21 protein-coding genes are annotated in these 19699 nt (G+C 57.0%); 13 read left to right on the forward strand and 8 right to left on the reverse strand.

Annotated elements, in window-relative coordinates; all coding sequences use genetic code 11:
* Nucleotides 1-545: 545 nt before the first annotated feature.
* Nucleotides 546-1178 (forward strand): fimbria biosynthesis transcriptional regulator FimZ, encoded by a 633-nt coding sequence (gene fimZ, locus E0L20_RS06270; protein WP_131633194.1) that lies wholly within the window; start codon nucleotides 546-548, stop codon nucleotides 1176-1178.
* Between the two features lie 51 nt (nucleotides 1179-1229).
* Here fimZ and sfmF read toward each other — a convergent pair whose 3' ends face one another.
* The 6 genes from sfmF to fimA all read right to left on the reverse strand — a co-directional run bounded on the left by sfmF (nucleotide 1230) and on the right by fimA (nucleotide 7257).
* Nucleotides 1230-1751 (reverse strand): fimbria assembly protein, encoded by a 522-nt coding sequence (gene sfmF, locus E0L20_RS06275; RefSeq protein ID WP_131633195.1) that lies wholly within the window; start codon nucleotides 1749-1751, stop codon nucleotides 1230-1232.
* A gap of 9 nt (nucleotides 1752-1760) precedes the next feature.
* A complete protein-coding gene (gene fimH, locus E0L20_RS06280) occupies nucleotides 1761-2765 on the reverse strand; it encodes a type 1 fimbria D-mannose specific adhesin FimH (protein WP_131633196.1) in 1005 nt (334 codons plus the stop codon).
* A gap of 13 nt (nucleotides 2766-2778) precedes the next feature.
* Nucleotides 2779-5340 (reverse strand): fimbrial biogenesis usher protein, encoded by a 2562-nt coding sequence (locus E0L20_RS06285; protein WP_131633197.1) that lies wholly within the window; start codon nucleotides 5338-5340, stop codon nucleotides 2779-2781.
* A gap of 14 nt (nucleotides 5341-5354) precedes the next feature.
* Nucleotides 5355-6047, reverse strand: a complete 693-nt coding sequence (gene fimC, locus E0L20_RS06290) for a type 1 fimbria chaperone FimC (RefSeq protein WP_131633198.1) — start codon at nucleotides 6045-6047, stop codon at nucleotides 5355-5357.
* A 34-nt stretch (nucleotides 6048-6081) separates the two neighbouring features.
* The gene (gene fimI, locus E0L20_RS06295; RefSeq protein WP_131633199.1) at nucleotides 6082-6624 is read right to left on the reverse strand and encodes a type 1 fimbrial protein subunit FimI; all 543 of its coding nucleotides are present in this window, start codon (nucleotides 6622-6624) and stop codon (nucleotides 6082-6084) included.
* A 69-nt stretch (nucleotides 6625-6693) separates the two neighbouring features.
* Nucleotides 6694-7257, reverse strand: a complete 564-nt coding sequence (fimA, locus tag E0L20_RS06300) for a type 1 fimbrial major subunit FimA (protein WP_131633200.1) — start codon at nucleotides 7255-7257, stop codon at nucleotides 6694-6696.
* A 310-nt stretch (nucleotides 7258-7567) separates the two neighbouring features.
* Between fimA and folD the strand changes: the two genes are divergently transcribed.
* The 5 genes from folD to E0L20_RS06325 all read left to right on the forward strand — a co-directional run bounded on the left by folD (nucleotide 7568) and on the right by E0L20_RS06325 (nucleotide 12081).
* Nucleotides 7568-8434: a bifunctional methylenetetrahydrofolate dehydrogenase/methenyltetrahydrofolate cyclohydrolase FolD gene (gene folD / locus E0L20_RS06305; protein ID WP_131633201.1), complete on the forward strand. Its 867-nt coding sequence runs from the start codon at nucleotides 7568-7570 to the stop codon at nucleotides 8432-8434.
* 1 nt (nucleotide 8435) lies between these two features.
* Nucleotides 8436-8648: a ribosome-associated protein YbcJ gene (ybcJ, locus tag E0L20_RS06310; RefSeq protein ID WP_010428256.1), complete on the forward strand. Its 213-nt coding sequence runs from the start codon at nucleotides 8436-8438 to the stop codon at nucleotides 8646-8648.
* Between the two features lie 235 nt (nucleotides 8649-8883).
* Complete coding sequence (locus E0L20_RS06315) at nucleotides 8884-10383, forward strand: PTS transporter subunit EIIC (RefSeq protein ID WP_131633202.1); 1500 nt, start codon at nucleotides 8884-8886, stop codon at nucleotides 10381-10383.
* A gap of 83 nt (nucleotides 10384-10466) precedes the next feature.
* Nucleotides 10467-11483: a Mal regulon transcriptional regulator MalI gene (gene malI / locus E0L20_RS06320; protein WP_131633203.1), complete on the forward strand. Its 1017-nt coding sequence runs from the start codon at nucleotides 10467-10469 to the stop codon at nucleotides 11481-11483.
* Nucleotides 11484-11556: 73 nt separating this feature from the next.
* Nucleotides 11557-12081, forward strand: a complete 525-nt coding sequence (locus tag E0L20_RS06325) for a metal-dependent hydrolase (RefSeq protein WP_131633204.1) — start codon at nucleotides 11557-11559, stop codon at nucleotides 12079-12081.
* A 90-nt stretch (nucleotides 12082-12171) separates the two neighbouring features.
* Here the strand turns inward: E0L20_RS06325 and cysS are convergent, their stop codons facing one another.
* Nucleotides 12172-13557 carry a cysteine--tRNA ligase gene (gene cysS / locus E0L20_RS06330; protein WP_131633205.1) on the reverse strand — a complete coding sequence of 462 codons (1386 nt, stop codon included), beginning with the start codon at nucleotides 13555-13557 and terminating at the stop codon, nucleotides 12172-12174.
* 174 nt (nucleotides 13558-13731) lie between these two features.
* On the opposite strand from cysS, the gene ppiB reads away from it, so the two are divergent.
* The 7 genes from ppiB to mnmH all read left to right on the forward strand — a co-directional run bounded on the left by ppiB (nucleotide 13732) and on the right by mnmH (nucleotide 18458).
* Complete coding sequence (ppiB, locus tag E0L20_RS06335; RefSeq protein WP_010428247.1) at nucleotides 13732-14226, forward strand: peptidylprolyl isomerase B; 495 nt, start codon at nucleotides 13732-13734, stop codon at nucleotides 14224-14226.
* A gap of 3 nt (nucleotides 14227-14229) precedes the next feature.
* Nucleotides 14230-14952 (forward strand): UDP-2,3-diacylglucosamine diphosphatase, encoded by a 723-nt coding sequence (gene lpxH, locus E0L20_RS06340; RefSeq protein WP_131633206.1) that lies wholly within the window; start codon nucleotides 14230-14232, stop codon nucleotides 14950-14952.
* 152 nt (nucleotides 14953-15104) lie between these two features.
* Nucleotides 15105-15314: a YdgH/BhsA/McbA-like domain containing protein gene (locus E0L20_RS06345; protein ID WP_131633207.1), complete on the forward strand. Its 210-nt coding sequence runs from the start codon at nucleotides 15105-15107 to the stop codon at nucleotides 15312-15314.
* Between the two features lie 68 nt (nucleotides 15315-15382).
* Complete coding sequence (locus E0L20_RS06350; RefSeq protein ID WP_131633208.1) at nucleotides 15383-15568, forward strand: hypothetical protein; 186 nt, start codon at nucleotides 15383-15385, stop codon at nucleotides 15566-15568.
* Between the two features lie 160 nt (nucleotides 15569-15728).
* A complete protein-coding gene (purE, locus tag E0L20_RS06355) occupies nucleotides 15729-16238 on the forward strand; it encodes a 5-(carboxyamino)imidazole ribonucleotide mutase (RefSeq protein WP_131633209.1) in 510 nt (169 codons plus the stop codon).
* Nucleotides 16235-17302 (forward strand): 5-(carboxyamino)imidazole ribonucleotide synthase, encoded by a 1068-nt coding sequence (gene purK / locus E0L20_RS06360; protein ID WP_131633210.1) that lies wholly within the window; start codon nucleotides 16235-16237, stop codon nucleotides 17300-17302. Before purE ends, purK begins: the two co-directional genes overlap by 4 nt.
* A gap of 85 nt (nucleotides 17303-17387) precedes the next feature.
* Complete coding sequence (gene mnmH / locus E0L20_RS06365) at nucleotides 17388-18458, forward strand: tRNA 2-selenouridine(34) synthase MnmH (protein ID WP_131633211.1); 1071 nt, start codon at nucleotides 17388-17390, stop codon at nucleotides 18456-18458.
* Between the two features lie 90 nt (nucleotides 18459-18548).
* Here the strand turns inward: mnmH and E0L20_RS06370 are convergent, their stop codons facing one another.
* The gene (locus E0L20_RS06370) at nucleotides 18549-19694 is read right to left on the reverse strand and encodes a porin (protein WP_131633212.1); all 1146 of its coding nucleotides are present in this window, start codon (nucleotides 19692-19694) and stop codon (nucleotides 18549-18551) included.
* Nucleotides 19695-19699 lie beyond the last annotated feature (5 nt).

Raw genomic sequence — 19699 nt, forward strand, 5'->3', positions numbered from 1 at the left:
TGACGGAAACAGCATATCCTGCTGCTTCATTTGGTTTTTTCCCGAAGGGCATCCCAGCGCTTTCCCGTGAAGGTTCGCCGCACTTTTCCGGCAAAGGCGTGCCCGCCCGGCCCCCTCTCTATGTCATAAATTTATTAACAACCAATTAACATTAAGCAATATATGTTATTTTTTGTTATTACATAAAGACGAAAGAATGCTGTAAATCGGATAGCAGGATAATTCCGCTAAAATTAAAATAATAGTCATTCAGATCCAGAAGATAATACAAAGCAATTAGTAGAAAATAATTTACAGGGTTTTCGGAGAAAACTTACACGGTATAATAAGACGTGTTTCAAATATGAATAAGAAAACGCTTTTTTGCCACCGTCAGCCAATTGAGCTATACGCGCTGAGGCACTGATTTTTCACTACGTAAACAAGGATGCTTTCGCTCTTTCCAGGGAAATACACCGTATAAGGATCTGCATATTTATCCTTCCGGCATTTCGTGAGTTTTACAAAACTCAGCATAACGCTTTTAACAATCTGAGGCATAAAAAATGAAACCGGCATCCGTTATCATTATGGACGAACACCCTATTGTCAGAATGTCGATAGAAGTCCTGCTACAGAAAAATAAAAATATCATCGTCAAACTCAAGTCTGGCGACAGCCATGAGGTGCTTGACTGTATCCGTAATCATACTATCGACCTGGTGATCCTTGACATTGAACTCACGGGCACCGATGGACTGGCATTACTCAAAAGAATCAGGAACTTAAATAAAGACATTAAGGTTCTGTTTCTCTCCTCTAAATCAGAGTCCTTCTACGCGGGCCGGGCGATTCGCGCAGGCGCAAATGGCTTTGTCAGCAAGCGAAAAGATCTGGGTGAAATCTACAATGCGGTAGAAATGATCCTGATGGGCTATTCTTTTTTCCCTTCAGAAACCCTGAATTTTATTAACCATCTGGGTTCCGGGAAAGGCGATGTGGTGGATATGCCATTATCGAATCGCGAGGTGACGGTATTGCGTTATCTGGCAAATGGATTATCAAATAAGGAGATTGCAGAACAGCTGCTATTAAGCAACAAAACCATTAGTGCGCATAAGTCCAATATTTATTCCAAGCTCGGCGTGCAAAGCATTGTCGAATTAATTGATTACGCAAAAGCGCACGAGCTGCTATAACCTGAATTCACTCCCCGCAACTTATGTGAGTTGCAGGGAGTGCGGTCAGCGCTAGTTATAATTAATCATAAAGGTGGCATCCGCGTCAGCCCGCCCGGGCTGAGGGTTGTCAGCCGTCGCGATATAATTGGCATAAAACGACAGTTCCGCGTTCCCCTGCGCATCCACCGTTACCGGCTGGCTGGCCTGCTGCAGAGCCAGACGCGTCTTATCGCCGTCAAGGATCTCAACGGCCACGTTATCAGCGGTACTGCCGTCATTCAGGGCCAATAGTCCGCTATCGCTTCCGTTCACCTTCCCCGAAAACGTTATGGAGGCCGACCCCGGCGGGCAGCCGGTAAGCTTCAGCGTAAAGGGCATGGGCTGCGTGCGGCTGCCCGCTGTGCGGAGCTGCTTCGTCGGCCAGGTTCCCAGTTTGACAACCTTGTCGCTATCGCTGCCCTCCGCCACGCAGGTAAAATCCACAATGTTGCCGTGCATCTCAATATTGATTTCGCCCAGCGCAGTCACCGCCTGCGCGCTGGCGTGAAGCATCCACAGCGTCGCCGCAAAAAATCGGAACCCGTTACGCATCCCCACTCCTTAATCGTAATCCACACGCAGATAGCCGCGTGACGTAAAGCGCCCCTCGGCAGGCTTGTTGCCCGTAATGCTCACCGGCCAGACCCGAATCGCCACCTGCGCCTGGGCGCTATCGTCCAGTCGGAACGGGATTTTGCTGGTCAGGTTGTTGGGCGTCAGCGGGACACCGCTTTCGTTAGCCACCACAAATCCCAGGTCCGCGTTATCAGAAACCAGCGCATTGCCGGACACTTTTTCCGCTTCAATACGCATCGTCAGCAGAGCGTTGGCCTCCACGTTGGTGCATTTGATGGCGATGGTTTTGCTTTGCGGCGAGACTTTCTGCGGGCGGTTTCCTGCCCCGGCATCGCTGAACAACGACGCGCGAATGTCCCCAAAATCAAACTCCACGATCTGGCCGGCGTTAATCGCACAGCTTTGCGGCACCTGAATCGTCCCGCTGTAGCTGATGGTATAAACCGCCGTCGTCAGCGGATCGGATCGGGTTGTGGTGACATACACCCGGAACATGGTCTGCTGCGGGATAACCACCATGTTGATAAACCGTCGCGTGACCCTCAGACGAAATACCAGCTTCGAATCCGTGACCGGGAAGGCCTTATTGTTCGGCACGTTCGGGTGCTGCCCCATCTGGATATAATCCGCGGGCGGATAAAACGTGCCCGCGAAATCATCGTGGATTTGCATTGCTCCATCGAGATAATCATTGAGCTTCACATACTTATAGCTGTCGATCACCGTGGTAATGGGCAGATCGGTCACGTAGCTGCGCATGGTCGATTTGCCGCTCGTTCCTTTCGGACAAATGGCGTTTACCCCCACCAGGCCGGATTTTTGCGCCAGGGTGACGATCTGCCCGGGTTTGTTGTTCGAGCTGTCGAACACGTTCGAAAGATCGTAGGAAATGTCCTTCGCGGAACCCGTCGAATTCTGACAGACCGTCGCCCAGGCCGGCAGCGCGCTGCACAGCAAAGCCGCGCCTAATACGTTGCGAAAAAGAGTCATTATTGGTTTCCTGTTAGCGATCACAGCGTGCCCCCGCGAGGGTAATGGCCTGATTCTGGCTTTCAGGCGGGAGTTGGTACTTCGCGCGACACTGGGACTGCATGCCGTCGCCCCACTGGATAAGCAGCTCCCCGTCCAGCGGAAGCCCGCTGAGGTAGACCTGCCCGTCATCCCCTACCATGCTGGTGACGCCGCTCTGCGTTTCGCGTACCACCGCGCCAAACGGCACGGGCTGGTTACCGCGCATGACGGTCAGCAGGGCGCGAACGCCGATTCGGGTTTCAAAGCTCGCACGCACCAGCGCCCCTTTGGTGGGCACCACGCTGCTCACGTTGTTTTCGATATCGGTGTTGTTGCTCATGGAGTTGGTATCCAGCGCCACGCGGTTGTAGCGGTAGACGGTGGCGTACGGCATCACCGCGTAGCCCCGCCAGTCGGTTCTCACCCCGGTCTGGTTTTCGACGCTCACGCCCGTCGCCCCCGGCGCTTTGATCAGCACGTTGGTGTCACCCAGCGGCTGGCTGAACGTCACGCCGTCTGAATGTCCCACCACGCCGCCGGAAAGCTGCCAGTTGAGATCGTGCTGGTCGCGGGCATAGTTGTAGCCTACGCCCAGCGTGCCGTAGGTGGCCTGCCAGTTGGCGCTCGCGCTACCGCTGGAGCCGTTGTTGCTGGTATGCCCCTGGGTAACGCTGTAGCTCAGGTTACGATCCTCAAGCAACGTCCCGCTGACGCCGGTTTGCCAGCTGGAATCGCCCTCGCTGTTACGGCTGGCGGATGCGGTCGCGTAAGCTCTGTCGAGGGCGCTATCGCGACGATAGCCGCTGCGGGTAAACAGGCTGAACGGCACGGAGACGTTAAACGACGCGATCCTGTCCGTGCCGTCAATGCCCACGGCCTTGTTCCACGACCAGGATACGGAGTAGTTGATCCCCTGCACGCCGCCGGCATAGCCCAGCTGATACCAGACGTTCGATTCGCTGGTGCCCCAGTAGCTTTGCTGGCTCCCCGACACATACACCGAGCCGTAATCTCCCAGCGACTGCGAGATATTGAGCTGGAAGCGCCCTTTTTTGTTCCACGTCAGGTTGTGATAGCTCTGCACGTCCGGTACGCCGTCCTCGTCCTTGCTGTCGCCGTACTGGTAGCCTTCCATCGAGCGCCAGGCCACGTCGTCCAGGGTGTAGAAGCCTTTCGTGGAGTAGCGGTAGCCAAGCAGCTGAAAGTTGGTGCCGAAGCTGTTGAGCGATTTTGCATAGAGAAAACGGAGCGACTGTCCTTCATGACGGCTGTCGTCCGCCAGCTGGCTGCGGGCGTGCGTGAGATCGAGCGAAACCGCCCCCCAGTCGCCCAGGTTTTTACCGGCACCGATAGCCAGCGCGGTATAGCGCGATGCGAGCTGCGTTCCCCCGTAGAGCGTATAGCCGTCGGGCAGGCCCGCAATCAGCGTTCCCTGCGTAAAGAACGGCGTATCCTGCTCGCTGTTGCCGCTGCGGTAATCCCCCGCCACCAGGTCATACTTCCAGCGCCCTTCACGCTGCAGCAGCGGCACGGTGGAGTACGGCACGGTATAGCGCTGCTGGCTACCGTCTTTCTCTTCAACCGTGACGTCCAGGTCGCCGCTTGAGGAGGTCGGGTTCAGGTCGGTAATGGCAAATGCGCCCGGCTGGACGTAGCTTTGATAGATAACGTAGCCGTTCTGGCGAACGACCACTTTGGCTGGCGTGCGGGCGATACCGCGCACGGTTGGCGCGTAGCCCTGCAGGCTGTCCGGGTACATGCTGTCGGAGGAATAAAGCCGCCCGCCGCGAAAGCCGAGGCTGTCGAACACGTCGTTACCGGTATTGCTGTCGCCCAATACCAGCTCGCTTTTCAGCGGAATCACGGTGCGCTCGGCCCAGGTGCCGATATTCTGCCATTGGCTGTGGCGCTGGCCGTTGCTTTCGGTGTAGCGCCACGCGCCGTTGTTACGCAGGCGCCAGGCACCGTAGTTCAGCCCGCTCTGCAGGTTCAGATAGTAGCTGTCGTCGTCGCTGCCCCGGTTGCCGGTGAAGCTGTAGTTCACCAGCGCGGCCGGGATGCCCTCATCCCACTGTTCAGGAGGAATATAGCCCCGGGCGCTGTTCTGCATCGCCACCTGCGGCAGGCTGACGTTCAAACGCTGCGACGCAAAGTTGAATGCCGTTTCGCTGCCGGGGATGGCCGTCGTCAGCGGAACACAGGTATCGCCCTGCACGTTCGCCAGCTCCGGGAAGGCCGCAACGTTGACGCCAAAACGATCAAGCATCGCCCGCGTGATGCACGGCGACAGGCCGCCCGCCACCTGCGGGGTATCCTCAGCCTGTTCAAAGCGTACGTCCTGGGTCCCGATAAATTCGTCGTTACGCCAGATATCCACGCGATAAATGCCCGGCGCCTGCTGGTGCCCTTGTTCAAAACGCGACAAATCCGCCACGTTAGCGGTGTCATCGGATAAAAAGGCCGGGTTGAAGTAGCTTTCACCCCAGCCGGCGTGCGGCCAGAGCGTTGTCATCAGAGCCAGTGCAACCGGGCAGTAACGCCATTGAGTGTTCATCGCCCTGACTCTGCTCACAGATTTACGCTGCGCGTCGGCGTAATGGCACCATAATCATTCACGCTCTGCCAGGAGAGCGTGCCGCCCGCGGCTGCCGGAAGCACCTGCTGCGCCGAGTTTTTCGGTGCGACCATCAGGTTATCCAGCGCCTGAGCGCCCAGCTTCAGGTTGACCAGGGTGATGTAATACGGCGACGCGTTGCTGACCTTGAGATGGTTCCCGACGCGTTCAAAACGCAGCTGAGAGAGCGCCTCTTCCGGCGGCATCGCCAGGTTAGCCGGGCGAACAAACAGCTTGATGCGTGACAAAATGGCGAGCTGCAGGACGTTGTTTCCCTCCTGCTGCGATTTGCTTACCGACGGGATCGCCTTTACGTTCATGTAGAAGAGCGATTCGCGATCGGCGGGCAGCGCCGGGCCCGCATAAATAATACGCAGCGTGTTTTCGCTATCCGGCTCGCTGACGAACAGCGGCGGCGTTACCGCGAACGTTTTTTCTTTTTGCCCGCTGGCGTTTTCAATCCACGCGTTAATTAAGTAACGCTCTTTTTTATTGCTGTTGGTGATCGCCAGCGATGTCTGTTTAGCCTCTGCCGGATAAATAACGCGCGTGGCGCCCAGCGCAATTCCGCCGGAGGCATTTGCGCTTGCGGAAATCATCATCAAAATAAGCGATAAAATCAGACCTGGTTTAATTAGGATGTTCATCACAACCGTACCTTTATTAATGTGTTCGCAGGCGTTAGGGATAAATCAACGTAAACCAGACGTCCGACTGAATAGCGCCTGGCACGAGGTGTTCGGAAATTGCCCGGTATCGGGCGCTGAAATGAAACGCAAGCTCGCTGGTGTTAATCGGTAACCAGCTGACCGCCGTGGCGTTTGGGATAATCTGACGCTGCTGTTCGTCGAAAAGCGCCAGCCCCACCCCGCTGCTGACGGGCGTTTCGCCTGGCCGCGATGTCGCCAGGAAAACCTGCGGATCTTCTGCGGGGGTTACCCCCTGAAACTGAATACCCACGGTGCGCGAGACGTCGACGCTGCAGTCCAACAGCCGGACGGTAAACGGCACATTCACCGTGGAAAAACTGCCGACACCGGAAAACGCGTTGGTCCGATACTGCCCCATATCGATGCGCATACTTTGACTGTCAGGCGCCACGGCGCAGCCACCGTTGACCAGCTCGCCTCTGAGGTGAACCTTACCGCCGTCGATGACCACGGTATGTGCGTTTGCGGCAGGGGCAATCGCAAGGGTTAACAGTACAATCCCAATCCTTGTCATCCTTTGTTCCCGGCGTGAGCAATAAAAAGGCCTCCTCCCTGAGGCCAGCGACATCCCTGTGCGAAAGTCTTATTCGTATTTCATGACGAACGTTGCGTCTGCGTTCGCCTGACCTGGGGTGGTGGTCGCCGCGGTCGCTTTATAGCGCGCGGTGAAGTTCAGGGTGTTGGTCCCTTCGATCAGCGTCTGCGCAGCAGAGAAGGTGGCACCGTCCGGCGTCAGGACGCTGGATTTGCTGTCGAGGATCTCAATACCCACGCCTTTCGCGGTGTTGTCGTTGCTGCCGGAGCTAACGGCCAGCAGGGTTTTATCGGTCGCATCAATTTGACCGGTAAACGCAACGGCAGCGGTTTTCGCAACCAGCGGATCGCAATCGTTCAGTTCGATGGTGAACGGAATATTAGAGGTGGTGTCACCCACTTTGGTAAATTTCGCGGTACGGTACTGGCCGAGCTTAACGGTCTGCTCAGAAGAATCAGTATTTACTGAGCATGCCGCATTCACTAATTCACCTTTGAAGTGCACGGTACCGCCATTTACGGAAACCGGCGTGGTGGTATCTTCTGCGTGAGCGGCACCCGCGACCAGGGCCAGAGAAGCAATTACGGTAGATGCAATATTGCTGAATTTCATGTCTATTCCTTTAAGATGTAAATAACCCTTCCCGTGAATTATCGGGAATAAGAAATATGTTCAATTGATAAATTGAAGGCTTATTTCGGAGGAGATAAAGTAGCCCATGAATGTATTTTAAAATATGTCAAAACGCTGTCATTTCGCCAGGTCACATCCTAATCAGGCCTAAGAAATTGACCATCACAAAACCAGGGGCTTTAGGGTCAGTTTTCGAAATCTCGCAAAGGGTGACTGACAGCGGCGCTCGCTTCTGACAAAATAAAGGCAATCCCCCCTTTTGAACGTTACAGACGGAATCTTCTCTCTGATGGCAGCAAAGATTATTGACGGTAAAACGATTGCGCAGCAGGTGCGCTCTGAGGTTGCGGAAAAAGTGAAGGCCCGCAGAGCGGCCGGAAAACGCGCCCCTGGGTTAGCTGTTGTGCTGGTTGGTAGCAACCCGGCATCGCAAATTTATGTCGGCAGCAAGCGCAAAGCGTGTGAAGAGGTGGGCTTCGTCTCCCAGTCTTACGACCTGCCGGAAACCACCAGCGAGGCAGAACTGCTGGAACTTATTGACACTCTGAATGCCGATAAAGAGATCGACGGTATTCTGGTTCAGCTGCCGCTGCCTGCGGGCATCGACAACGTGAAGGTGCTGGAGCGTATTGCGCCGGACAAAGACGTCGACGGTTTCCACCCGTACAACGTGGGCCGCCTGTGCCAGCGCGCGCCGCGCCTGCGCCCGTGTACCCCGCGCGGGATCGTGACGCTGCTGGAGCGCTATAACATCGATACCTACGGCCTCAACGCCGTGGTCATTGGCGCCTCCAACATCGTGGGCCGCCCGATGAGCATGGAGCTGCTGCTGGCGGGCTGCACCACCACCGTGACCCACCGCTTCACCAAGAACCTGCGTCACCACGTCGAGAATGCGGACCTGCTGATCGTTGCGGTCGGTAAGCCGGGCTTTATTCCGGGCGAGTGGATCAAGGAAGGCGCGATTGTCGTGGACGTCGGGATTAACCGTCTGGAAAGCGGCAAAGTGGTCGGCGACGTAGTGTACGAGGATGCCGCCGCGCGCGCGTCTTACATCACTCCGGTTCCGGGCGGCGTAGGCCCGATGACCGTCGCAACATTAATTCAGAATACCTTGCAGGCGTGCGAGGAGTATCACGACGTAGAGGACGCGTAAGATGGCCACTTTTTCTTTAGGTAAACACCCGCACGTAGAGCTGTGCGACCTGCTCAAGCTGGAAGGCTGGAGCGAGAGCGGCGCGCAGGCAAAAATCGTTATCGCCGACGGGCGGGTAAAAGTCGACGGTGCGGTGGAAACCCGCAAGCGCTGCAAGATTGTCGCGGGCCAGACCGTGAGCTTTGAAGGTCAGAGCGTAACCGTTACGGCGTGAGCCGTCAGTTGCCCTCACCCTAACCCTCTCCCACAGGGAGAGGGGATAAAAAATCCCCCCACATCCATCACGGTTAATTATCGATCAACTTCAAACAATCACGCTTTCATCTGAAGAAATGTGAAATTTAAGTTGCGCGAAATTCATGCTTTCATCACGATAAGTAGAACGTTCTACTAAAACGTTCTACTTACAATAACAGCGCTAATAAAAGCGCTTCTCGGGGGAAGTCAGCATGAGTCTGATATCAGGGTTTGTTAAATCGCTGTCTAAGTTATCGATGATTGGTCGCGCCTTAATGCTGCCAATTTCACTGCTTCCCGCCGCGGGCCTGCTGCTGGCCTTCGGCGATAAGTTCCACCTGCCGCTGATGATGAACGCGGGCGGGGTTATTTTTGATAACCTGCCGATGCTGTTCGCCATCGGCTCTGCCGTCGGCCTGGCGTCGGAATCCGGCATCGCGGCGCTTTCTGCGGCGGTCTCGGTGTTTGTCACTAACATCACCATCAGCACCGTGTTAAGCATCACGCCGGAAATGGCCTCTCAGGGCGGGAAATACGCCATGGTGGTCGGTATCCCGACGCTGCAGATGGGCGTCTTTGGCGGCCTGATCTGCGGTATTCTCGCAGCCTGGTGCTACAACCGCTTCCACACCATGCAGCTGCCGGAATTCCTCGGCTTCTTCTCCGGCAAGCGTTTTGTAGCCATTGCGACGGCGTTTCTCTCGTTCCTGCTCGGCCTGCTGCTGCCGTACGTCTGGCAGCATATTCAGTCCGGTATCGACGCCCTTTCCGTGGTGGTGAATGGCGATAATCAGGCGGCCTCGACCTTTATCTTCGGTCTGGTGGAACGCGCGCTGATCCCGCTCGGCCTGCACCACATCTGGTATCCGTCCTTCTGGTATTCGTTCGGGGATTACACCACCCAGGCCGGCCAGGTGATCCACGGCGACCAGACCATCTGGTTCAAGATGCTGGAAGAAGGGGTGAAATCCTTCAGCAGCGACACCTACCAGAACGCCGGTAAGTTCATGCAGGGCGAGTTCCCGCTGATGCTGTTCGCGCTGCCCGCGGCGTGCCTGGCGATGTATCACGAAGCGCACACGAAGAATAAGAAAATCGCGGCCGGTATTCTGTTCTCTGCGGCGCTGACCTGCTTCCTGACGGGGATCACAGAGCCGGTAGAGTTCACCTTTATCTTCGTGGCCCCGATCCTTTACGTCTTTAACGCCATCATGGCGGGTCTGGCGTACATGACCATGTACCTGCTCCATGCGCATATCGCCAAGTCGTTCTCGGCGGGCTTTATCGACTACCTGTCGTTCGGGATCCTGCCGTCGTTTAACGGCTACCAGACCAACTTCCTGAGCGCCATTATCATCGGTATTCCAATGGCGCTGATTTACTACTTCACCTTCCGCTTCGTGATCCGTCGCTTCGACGTGAAAACGCCGGGACGCACTGAAGTGACCGCCAATGCAAACGATAAGTCCGATTCCGAACTTGCTACCGAAATCATCGGCCTGCTGGGCGGCGCGCAGAACATCGATTCCGTGGGTTCCTGCATCACCCGCCTGCGTCTGGAAGTGGCGAAGAGCGACGTGGTGAATAAAGACGGCCTCAACGGACTCGGCGCACGCGGCGTGGTCTTCGTGGGCGACAACGGTATTCAGGTGATTTTCGGTGCCAGAGCACAGTTTATCGCCCAGACCATGTCCACCATGATCGGCAAATAATAAGATGCCTGAACGACACGTCTCCTGTACGCTGGGAGACGTGTCTTATCTGGCTGATAATCGGTAAATTTCAGGGAGCGGTTTTGAAGAAAGTCAGCATCATTGATGTCGCAAAGCACGCGGGCGTCTCGGTTTCGACCGTGTCGCTGGTGCTACGCCAGAAAGGGAAAATCTCAGAGGCGACGATCGGGAAGGTCAATGCCGCCATCACGACGCTGGGCTATGTTCATAACGTCGCCGCTGCCAACCTCCGCGCCAACACCTCCAACCTCATCGGCCTGATCCTGCGCGACTTCAGCGACAGCTTTTCCATCAAGGTGATGGCGAGCATCGTTCAGGAGCTGGAAAAGCAGGGTTATATGGTTTTTCTCGGCCAGCCGCTGAACGACCGTGAACATCTGGAACGCACCCTGCTGTCGTTCAAGCAGCAGGGCGTCGCGGGCGTCATCTATCTTGCGTCTGACACCCGCAACGCAGCGTTGCCCCAGCAAATTCGCCAGTGCCCGCTGCCGCTGGTTGCGGTGTCTCAGTCTCTGCTGGATGAAAAATGCAACCTTGTGATGCGCGACAATCGCCAGGCGGCGAACCTCGCCGCGCGCTATTTGATCGAGCGCGGGCACCGCAACATCGCCTACATTGGCGGGCGCGAAGGCTGTCTGATCCGCGAGCAGCGCCTGCTTGGTTTTCGCAGCGCGATGACGCAGAACGGGCTGGTCCTGCGCGACGAATACTCCCCCGCCTGCAGCGACGACACGCAGGCCGCCGCGATGGCTACGCGCCAGCTGCTGGAGAAGAACAGCTCCATCACCGCCCTGCTCTGCCATTCGCCGGATGCGATGATCGGCTCTATTTCCGGCATTCATCAGGTGGGCCGCACCGTGGGAAAAGACGTGTTCCTGTCCCAGCAGGTCGCGCTGGTCGGTTTTGAAGATATGCTCCACGTTAACCTCACCTCCCCATCCTTCACCTACGTATCATCGGCCAGCGACGAAACCGGGCGTCAGGCTGCGGGGCTGATTATCCGCAAGCTGAAAGAGCCGGATCTGCAAACCCAGCGCATTACCCTTTCCGGGCAGCTTATCGCGCGCGAGTCGGCGTAAATTCAGAATTTGGCGCAGCTTTGCTGGGGCGAATTCGCTGCTAAATTTCCATGATTTGCCAGGAATAATTGCAATGCCTACCGTCATCACTCACGCCGCTGTACCTCTTTGCCTGGGCTTAGGCCTGGGAACTAAAGTCATCCCTCCCCGCCTGCTGTTTGCCGGCGTCGTGCTCGCGATGCTGCCGGACGCCGACGTGCTGGCGTTTAAATTTGGCGTCGCCTACGGAAATATTTTCGGCCATCGCGGTTTTACCCACTCCCTGCTGTTCGCCTTTGTGGTGCCGATACTCTGCGTGCTGATTGGCCGACGATGGTTCAGGGCCAACCTCACGCGCTGCTGGCTGTTTTTAACGGTGTCACTGCTGTCGCACAGCCTGCTGGATTCCGTTACCACCGGCGGAAAAGGCGTCGGCTGGCTGTGGCCGTGGTCGGATGAACGGTTCTTCGCGCCGTGGCAGGTGATCAAGGTCGCGCCGTTTGCGCTGTCGCGCTACGCTACGCCGTACGGGCATCAGGTCATTATCTCGGAACTGCTGTGGGTGTGGCTGCCGGGGGTAGTAGTGATGGGGTTGCTGTGGTGGAAACGCGCGCGCTGATGCCCTCACCCCGGCCCTCTCCCACGGGGAGAGGGAGACAACCGAACGATCCCCTCTCCCTTAGGGAGAGGGTTAGGGTGAGGGTGGAAATTACTTACGGCGCCAGGTGGTCCCCTGCGGGCCGTCTTCCAGAATGATGCCCATCTCGGTCAGACGGTTACGCGCCGCATCCGCCGCTGCCCAGTCTTTCGCCTGACGCGCTTCCAGACGCGCCTTAATCAGCGCTTCAATCTCCGCCACTTCGCCGTCGTCCGCCTGCGCGCCGCTCTGCAGGAACGCGTCCGGCTCCTGCTCCAGCAGGCCGAGCACGGAAGAGAGCTTGCGAAGATGGGACGCCAGCGCATTCGCCGCGGCCATATCTTCTGACTTCAGGCGGTTCACTTCGCGCGCCATGTCGAACAGCACGGAGTAGGCTTCCGGGGTGTTGAAGTCGTCGTTCATCACCTCGATGAAGCGCGCTTCGAACGCCTCGCCGCCCGCGGCAGGAACAGAGCTGTCGGTCCCGCGCAGCGCGGTGTACAGACGCTCCAGCGCCGAACGCGCCTGCTTCAGGTTCTCTTCGCTGTAGTTCAGCTGGCTGCGATAGTGGCCGGACATCAGGAAGTAACGCACGGTTTCTGCGTCGTAGTACTTCAACACGTCGCGCACGGTGAAGAAGTTGCCCAGCGATTTGGACATCTTCTCGCGGTCAACCATCACCATCCCGGAGTGCATCCAGTAGTTCACGTACTCGCCGCCGTGGGCGCAGGTGGACTGCGCGATTTCGTTTTCGTGGTGCGGGAACATCAGGTCCGAACCGCCGCCGTGAATATCGAAATGTTTGCCCAGCTGCTTGCAGTTCATCGCCGAACACTCAATGTGCCAGCCCGGACGGCCTTCGCCCCACGGGGACGGCCAGCTTGGTTCGCCCGCTTTGGACATTTTCCACAGCACGAAGTCCATCGGGTTACGCTTCACGTCAACCACGTCTACGCGCGCGCCGGCCTGGAGCTGGTCCAGATCCTGACGGGAAAGCGCGCCGTAGGTTGGGTCCGTCGGCACCGAGAACATCACGTCGCCGTTATCCGCCACGTAGGCGTGACCGCGTTCGATCAGCTTCTCGGTGATCTCGATAATTTCATGAATATGGTGGGTCGCACGCGGCTCGCTGTCCGGGCGCAGGATATTCAGGGCGTCAAAATCTTTGTGCATTTCGACGATCATACGGTCCACCAGCGCAACGAAGCTTTCGCCGTTTTCATTAGCGCGCTTGATGATTTTATCGTCGATATCGGTGATGTTGCGCACGTACTTCAGCGTATACCCCAGGAAGCGCAGGTAGCGTGATACCACGTCGAAGGCAACAAAGGTACGGCCATGGCCGATATGACAGAGATCGTAAACCGTAATACCACACACGTACATGCCGACTTCCCCGGCATGGATAGGTTTAAATTCCTCTTTTTGGCGCGTCATTGTATTAAAGATTTTTAACATCGAAGATTCCATGTAAACACGTGTGTGGACGAAAACCGGGTATTCTACCCGTAATTCAAACCCGAAGCAGCACACAATGCAAGGTGATCGCATCCTGTGGTTATGCTATAACAAGCCCCTATAGATGACCCGAACGCGGGTCGACGTACCACAATAACGGAACAGGATGCAAAAATGGTTACTTTCCACACTAATCATGGCGATATCGTAATCAAGACCTTTGATGACAAAGCGCCTGAAACAGTTAAAAACTTCCTGGACTACTGCCGCGAAGGTTTCTACAACAACACCATCTTCCACCGCGTGATCAACGGCTTTATGATCCAGGGCGGCGGTTTCGAACCTGGCATGAACCAGAAAGAGACCAAAGAAGCGATCAAAAACGAAGCGAATAACGGTCTGAAAAACACCCGCGGTACGCTGGCAATGGCCCGTACTCAGGCACCTCACTCCGCAACCGCGCAGTTCTTCATCAACGTGGCTGACAACGACTTCCTGAACTTCTCCGGCGAAAGCCTGCAGGGTTGGGGCTACTGCGTATTCGCCGAAGTAGTTGAAGGTATGGACGTGGTTGACAAGATCAAAGCCGTCTCTACTGGCCGCAGCGGTATGCACCAGGACGTTCCTAAAGAAGACGTTGTGATTACAAGCGTGACCGTCAGCGAGTAATTCGTGGCGACACTCTTTATTGCGGATCTACATCTGCAAACGGAAGAACCGGCGATTACCGCCGGTTTTCTGCGTTTTTTACGCGGTGAAGCGAAAAGCGCCGATGCGCTGTACATTCTGGGCGACCTGTTTGAAGCCTGGATTGGCGACGACGATCCTAATCCGCTGCACCGTGAAATGGCCTCCGCCATTAAGGCGCTGGTTGATTCCGGCGTCCCCTGCTACTTCATCCACGGCAACCGTGATTTCCTGATAGGCCAGCGCTACGCCCGCGAAAGCGGCATGACGCTGCTGCCGGAGGAACAGGTGCTCGACCTCTATGGCCGTAAGATACTGATCGTGCACGGCGATACGCTCTGCACCGACGATACCGGCTACCTGGCGTTTCGCGCCAAGGTCCATACACCGTGGATCCAGAGGCTGTTCCTGGCACTGCCGCTGTTTATCCGCAGCCGTATCGCCGCCAAAATGCGCGCGGGCAGCAAAGCCGCCAACAGCAGTAAATCCATGACCATCATGGACGTGAACCCGCAGGCGGTTGTCGACGTGATGGAAAAACATCGCGTCCAGTGGCTTATCCACGGGCATACCCATCGTCCTGACGTGCATTCCCTTATCGCCAACGGCGAACCCGCCCACCGCGTAGTGCTGGGCGCGTGGCACACTCAGGGGTCAATGGTCAAAGTCACGCCGCAGGGCGTTGAGCTGATCGCCTTTCCTTTCTAAATACCCCACCGCACTAAATGATCAAGAACATTCAATTTTATTGAATGATATCGGCAAATTGTTTCGATTTTAATCACTCCGTGGTCGGTCTATTATTTATCACATCAGGGCAACACGCCCTATCCCAAACAAAACACTTAAGGAATACGACCATGAAATCTATCAAAACTTTCGTTGCAGTTGCGGCTCTCTCCCTGGTTTCTTTCGGTACTTTCGCACAGAGCATTAGCGCGACCGGTTCAACTCTCGACCGTGCAGAAGCGAAAATTGCTGCCCAGGCCGCTGAACAGGGTGCCTCTTACAAAATCACCAGCGCACAGTTCAACAACCGCGTACACATGACTGCAGAACTGACTAAATAAGAACACAGATTGCCGTGCCGCCAGTTGAGACTTGCGACAGCGACAAGACGATGAGGAAGGAACAGAGAATGAAAAAAATCAGCATCGTGAGCGCCCTGCTGTTAGCAGCTTTCGTGTCCACTGGCGCAATGGCGGCGGAGAATCGCTTCTCCATGCCCGAAGCAGGCTCAAATATGGACACCGGCATGGTGAATCATATTGACGTCAGCCACGCGTTCGACAAAGAAAACCTGACCGCAGGGGATCTTCAGTAAACGCCTAAAACAGACCGCCAAATGCGGTCTGTTTTGTTATGCATTCCCGCCCACAACGGCTCACCTTTTAACCGCGCAACCGTTTTCCTTGCCCGTATTACATGCTATTCTCTGTGCCCTCGAAAGCAGTGTGTTTCGCACCACAGGAGTTTTAAGACGCATGTCTTCCCGCAATAATCCGGCGCGTGTCGCCATCGTGATGGGGTCCAAAAGCGACTGGGCTACCATGCAGTTCACCGCCGAAATCTTTGAAATCCTGAATGTTCCGCACCACGTCGAAGTGGTCTCCGCGCACCGTACCCCCGACAAACTGTTTAGCTTCGCCGAACGCGCCGAAGAGAACGGTTACGAGGTGATTATTGCCGGTGCGGGCGGCGCAGCACACCTGCCGGGCATGATTGCCGCTAAAACCCTGGTGCCGGTTCTGGGCGTCCCGGTGCAAAGCGCCGCGCTAAGCGGCGTGGATAGCCTCTACTCTATCGTCCAGATGCCGCGCGGCATTCCTGTCGGCACGCTGGCGATTGGCAAAGCGGGTGCCGCAAACGCCGCCCTGCTGGCGGCGCAAATTCTGGCGACGCACGATAAAGCGTTGCATCAGCGTCTGGCGGACTGGCGTAAAGCCCAGACCGACGAGGTACTGGATAACCCTGACCCGCGGGGTGATGCATGAAGCAGGTATGCGTCCTCGGCAACGGCCAGCTAGGCCGGATGCTGCGTCAGGCCGGCGAGCCGCTGGGCATTGCCGTCTGGCCCGTCGGGCTGGACGCCGAGCCGGAAGCCGTGCCGTTCCACCAGAGCGTAATCACCGCCGAGATTGAACGCTGGCCGGAAACCGCGCTGACCCGCGAGCTGGCGCGCCATAACGCCTTCGTGAACCGCGACGTGTTCCCAATCATCGCCGACCGCCTGACGCAGAAACAGCTGTTCGACAAGCTCGGCCTGGCGACCGCGCCGTGGCAGCTCCTGTCCGACAAAAGCGAGTGGAATGACGTCTTCGCGATGCTGGGCGAGCTGGCGATCGTGAAGCGTCGCGTGGGCGGCTATGACGGCCGCGGGCAGTGGCGCCTGCGCGCCGATGAAACTGCAGAGCTGCCGGACGACTGCTACGGCGAGTGCATCGTTGAGCAGGGCATTAACTTCAGCGGCGAAGTATCGCTGGTGGGCGCGCGCGGGCACGACGGCCACACCGTGTTTTATCCGCTGACGCACAACCTGCATCAGGACGGCATTCTGCGCACCAGCGTCGCCTTCCCCCACGCAAATGCTGACCAGCAGGCGCAGGCGGAAGAGATGCTCTCAGCCATCATGCACGAGCTGGGCTATGTCGGCGTGATGGCGATGGAGTGCTTCATCACCCCGTCCGGCCTGCTGATTAACGAGCTGGCGCCGCGCGTGCACAACAGCGGCCACTGGACGCAAAACGGCGCGTCCATCAGCCAGTTTGAGCTGCACCTGCGCGCGATCGTCGATCTCCCTCTGCCGCAGCCGGTCGTCAACAGCCCGTCGGTGATGATCAACCTGATCGGCACCGATCTGAACTATGACTGGCTGAAGCTGCCGCTGGTGCATCTGCACTGGTATGACAAAGAGGTACGCGCGGGGCGTAAAGTGGGTCACCTGAACCTGAACGACGCCGATACGGACCGCCTGAGCGCCACGCTGGAAGCGATCGTCCCGCTGCTGCCGCCGGAGTATGCGAGCGGCATCGTCTGGGCACAATCAAAGCTAAAATAGCTCTCCCTCCGCCGGGGAGTTGATATTCCCCCTCCCCGGCGTAAAATCCCCGCCCATTGCTGCTCAGTTTTCTTCTGGAATAACCATGAACGATGGAACGGACTATCGCGCGATCCTCGCGTCGGATACCCCTTTGATCGACGTTCGCGCGCCGATCGAATTCGCCCAGGGCGCGATGCCTGCGGCTATCAACCTGCCCTTAATGAACGACGACGAACGCGCCGCCGTCGGCACCTGCTATAAGCGTCAGGGACCGGACGCCGCGCTGGCGCTCGGCCATAGCCTGGTGAACGGCGACACGCGCAGCGCGCGCATCAGCGCCTGGCGGGAAGCCAGCCTTGCTCATCCTGAGGGCTATCTCTGCTGCGCGCGCGGCGGCCAGCGTTCGCACATCTCACAGGCGTGGCTGAAAGAGGCGGGCGTCGAGTACCCGCTGATCCGCGGCGGCTATAAGGCCCTGCGTCAGACGGCCATTCAGGTGACGGTCGAGCAGTCACAAAAGCCGATGGTGCTTATCGGCGGCTGCACCGGAAACGGTAAAACGCTGCTGGTGAAGCAGCACGCCCAGGGCATCGATCTGGAAGGGCTGGCGCACCATCGCGGCTCATCATTTGGCCGCACGCTGACGCCGCAGCTTTCCCAGGCCAGCTTTGAAAATCATCTTGCCGTCGAGCTGCTGAAAAAAGACGCCGCGCGCTGGGTGCTGGAAGACGAGGGCCGGATGATTGGCTCTAATCACCTGCCGGAGTGCCTGCGCGACCGCATGGTTGACGCCCCTATCGTGGTCGTCGACGATCCGTTTGACGTCCGTCTTGAGCGCCTGCGCGAAGAGTATTTCGACCATATGTGGGCCGATTTTTCTGCCGCCTACGGTGAAGACGCGGGCTGGAAAGAGTACAGCGAGTACCTGCATCACGGCCTGTTCGCCATCCGCCGCCGTCTGGGGCTGCAGCGCTTTGCGGAATTCACCGCGCTGTTAGACTCCGCGCTGCTGGAACAGCTTCGCTCCGGCAGCACCGACGCACACTTCAGCTGGCTTGCGCCGCTGCTGAAGGACTATTACGACCCGATGTACGGCTATCAGCTGGAGAAAAAAGCGGAGAAGATTGTGTATCGCGGGACGTTCGAAGAAATTGCCGAGTGGCTTAATCGCTGAAAAAAGCCGGGTGGCGGCTACGCCTTACCCGGCCTACATGTTCTACCCGTCTGTTCCCTCTCCCTTTCAGGGAGAGGGTTAGGGTGAGGGTTAGAAGTCGTAGCGCAGACGCACCAGGTTCATGTCACCCAGATCGTCGGTGCTGGAGGTGAACACGTGTTCGTAATCCACGCGGAAACCGTAATCCAGCTGGAAGCTGATACCCACGCCGTTGTCGATGCGCTGGTAGTTACGACCGTTCACGTACTCGATACGATCGCCCATGAAGTAAGGCTGGATAGACTTAACCGCATACTGACCGATTGGGAATTTATACCCTGCGAAGTACTCGATACCCCATGCATCACCGGCAAAGTAGTTGTTAGTCGATACTTTTTTGGTGGTCATGAAGTTCTGGTACCAGCCGCCGCCGGCAGAGAAGGTCCAGTTGTCCGGCGTCCAGCTCAGTGCGGTACCCAGGATGTTCTGGTCGTAGGTTTTGCTGTCGCCGTTTTCCGGGTTACGCATGTCTGCACGGGTATAGTTCCACGCAGCGCCCCAGGTCAGATCGGTGGTCAGGTGGTAATCCAGACCCAGCGAGCCGCCGCCTTTACGCTTGTAGCGCAGGCCGTTGCCCGGCAGGTATTCACTGTCTTCAAACAGGTAAGATGCGTAGATGTCTGCATCGCCCACGGTTTTCTTATATTTCAGCATCTGGCGTGAACGATAAGAACCGTCGTAGTCGCCGTTGATCCCGTTACCCGGCGCCTGACCAATCATGTCATAGTCCCAGATATCGGTTTTCACGCCAACCACATCATAGTAAACGCTGTTTTGTTGACCGAAGGTCAGCGTACCCCAGGTATCGCTCTTCAGGCCGGTGTACAGCATACGGCGAGAGGTGTTGTTCGCACCTTCTGCGTAGTGGTTGTCCCAGTCGAACAGCGCAGGAATATTCACGCCCAGCTCGTAGTAGCTGATCCAGCTGATGTCATCAAACAGGTAGTAATCTGCTGCAAAACGGAAGCGGGTGCCGCCGTCGAAGCCGTTACGCTTGTAGGAGCCTTTGTCGCCGTCGCCGGTCATCATGTTGAACTGAGGACGGATGCTGCCGCCAACGGTGAAGTTCAGGCGGCTCAGCGGATCGCCCGCCTGAGGATCTTGTTTCAGAACCGTGATTTCCGCTTGCGTTGCGAAGGACGTTAATGCCACTGCCGCGCCGATCGTTGCCGCCAGCGCTGATTTTTTTATAGTCATTATTT

Source organism: Enterobacter wuhouensis (assembly GCF_004331265.1).
In the GTDB taxonomy this organism is placed as follows: Bacteria; Pseudomonadota; Gammaproteobacteria; order Enterobacterales; family Enterobacteriaceae; genus Enterobacter; species Enterobacter wuhouensis.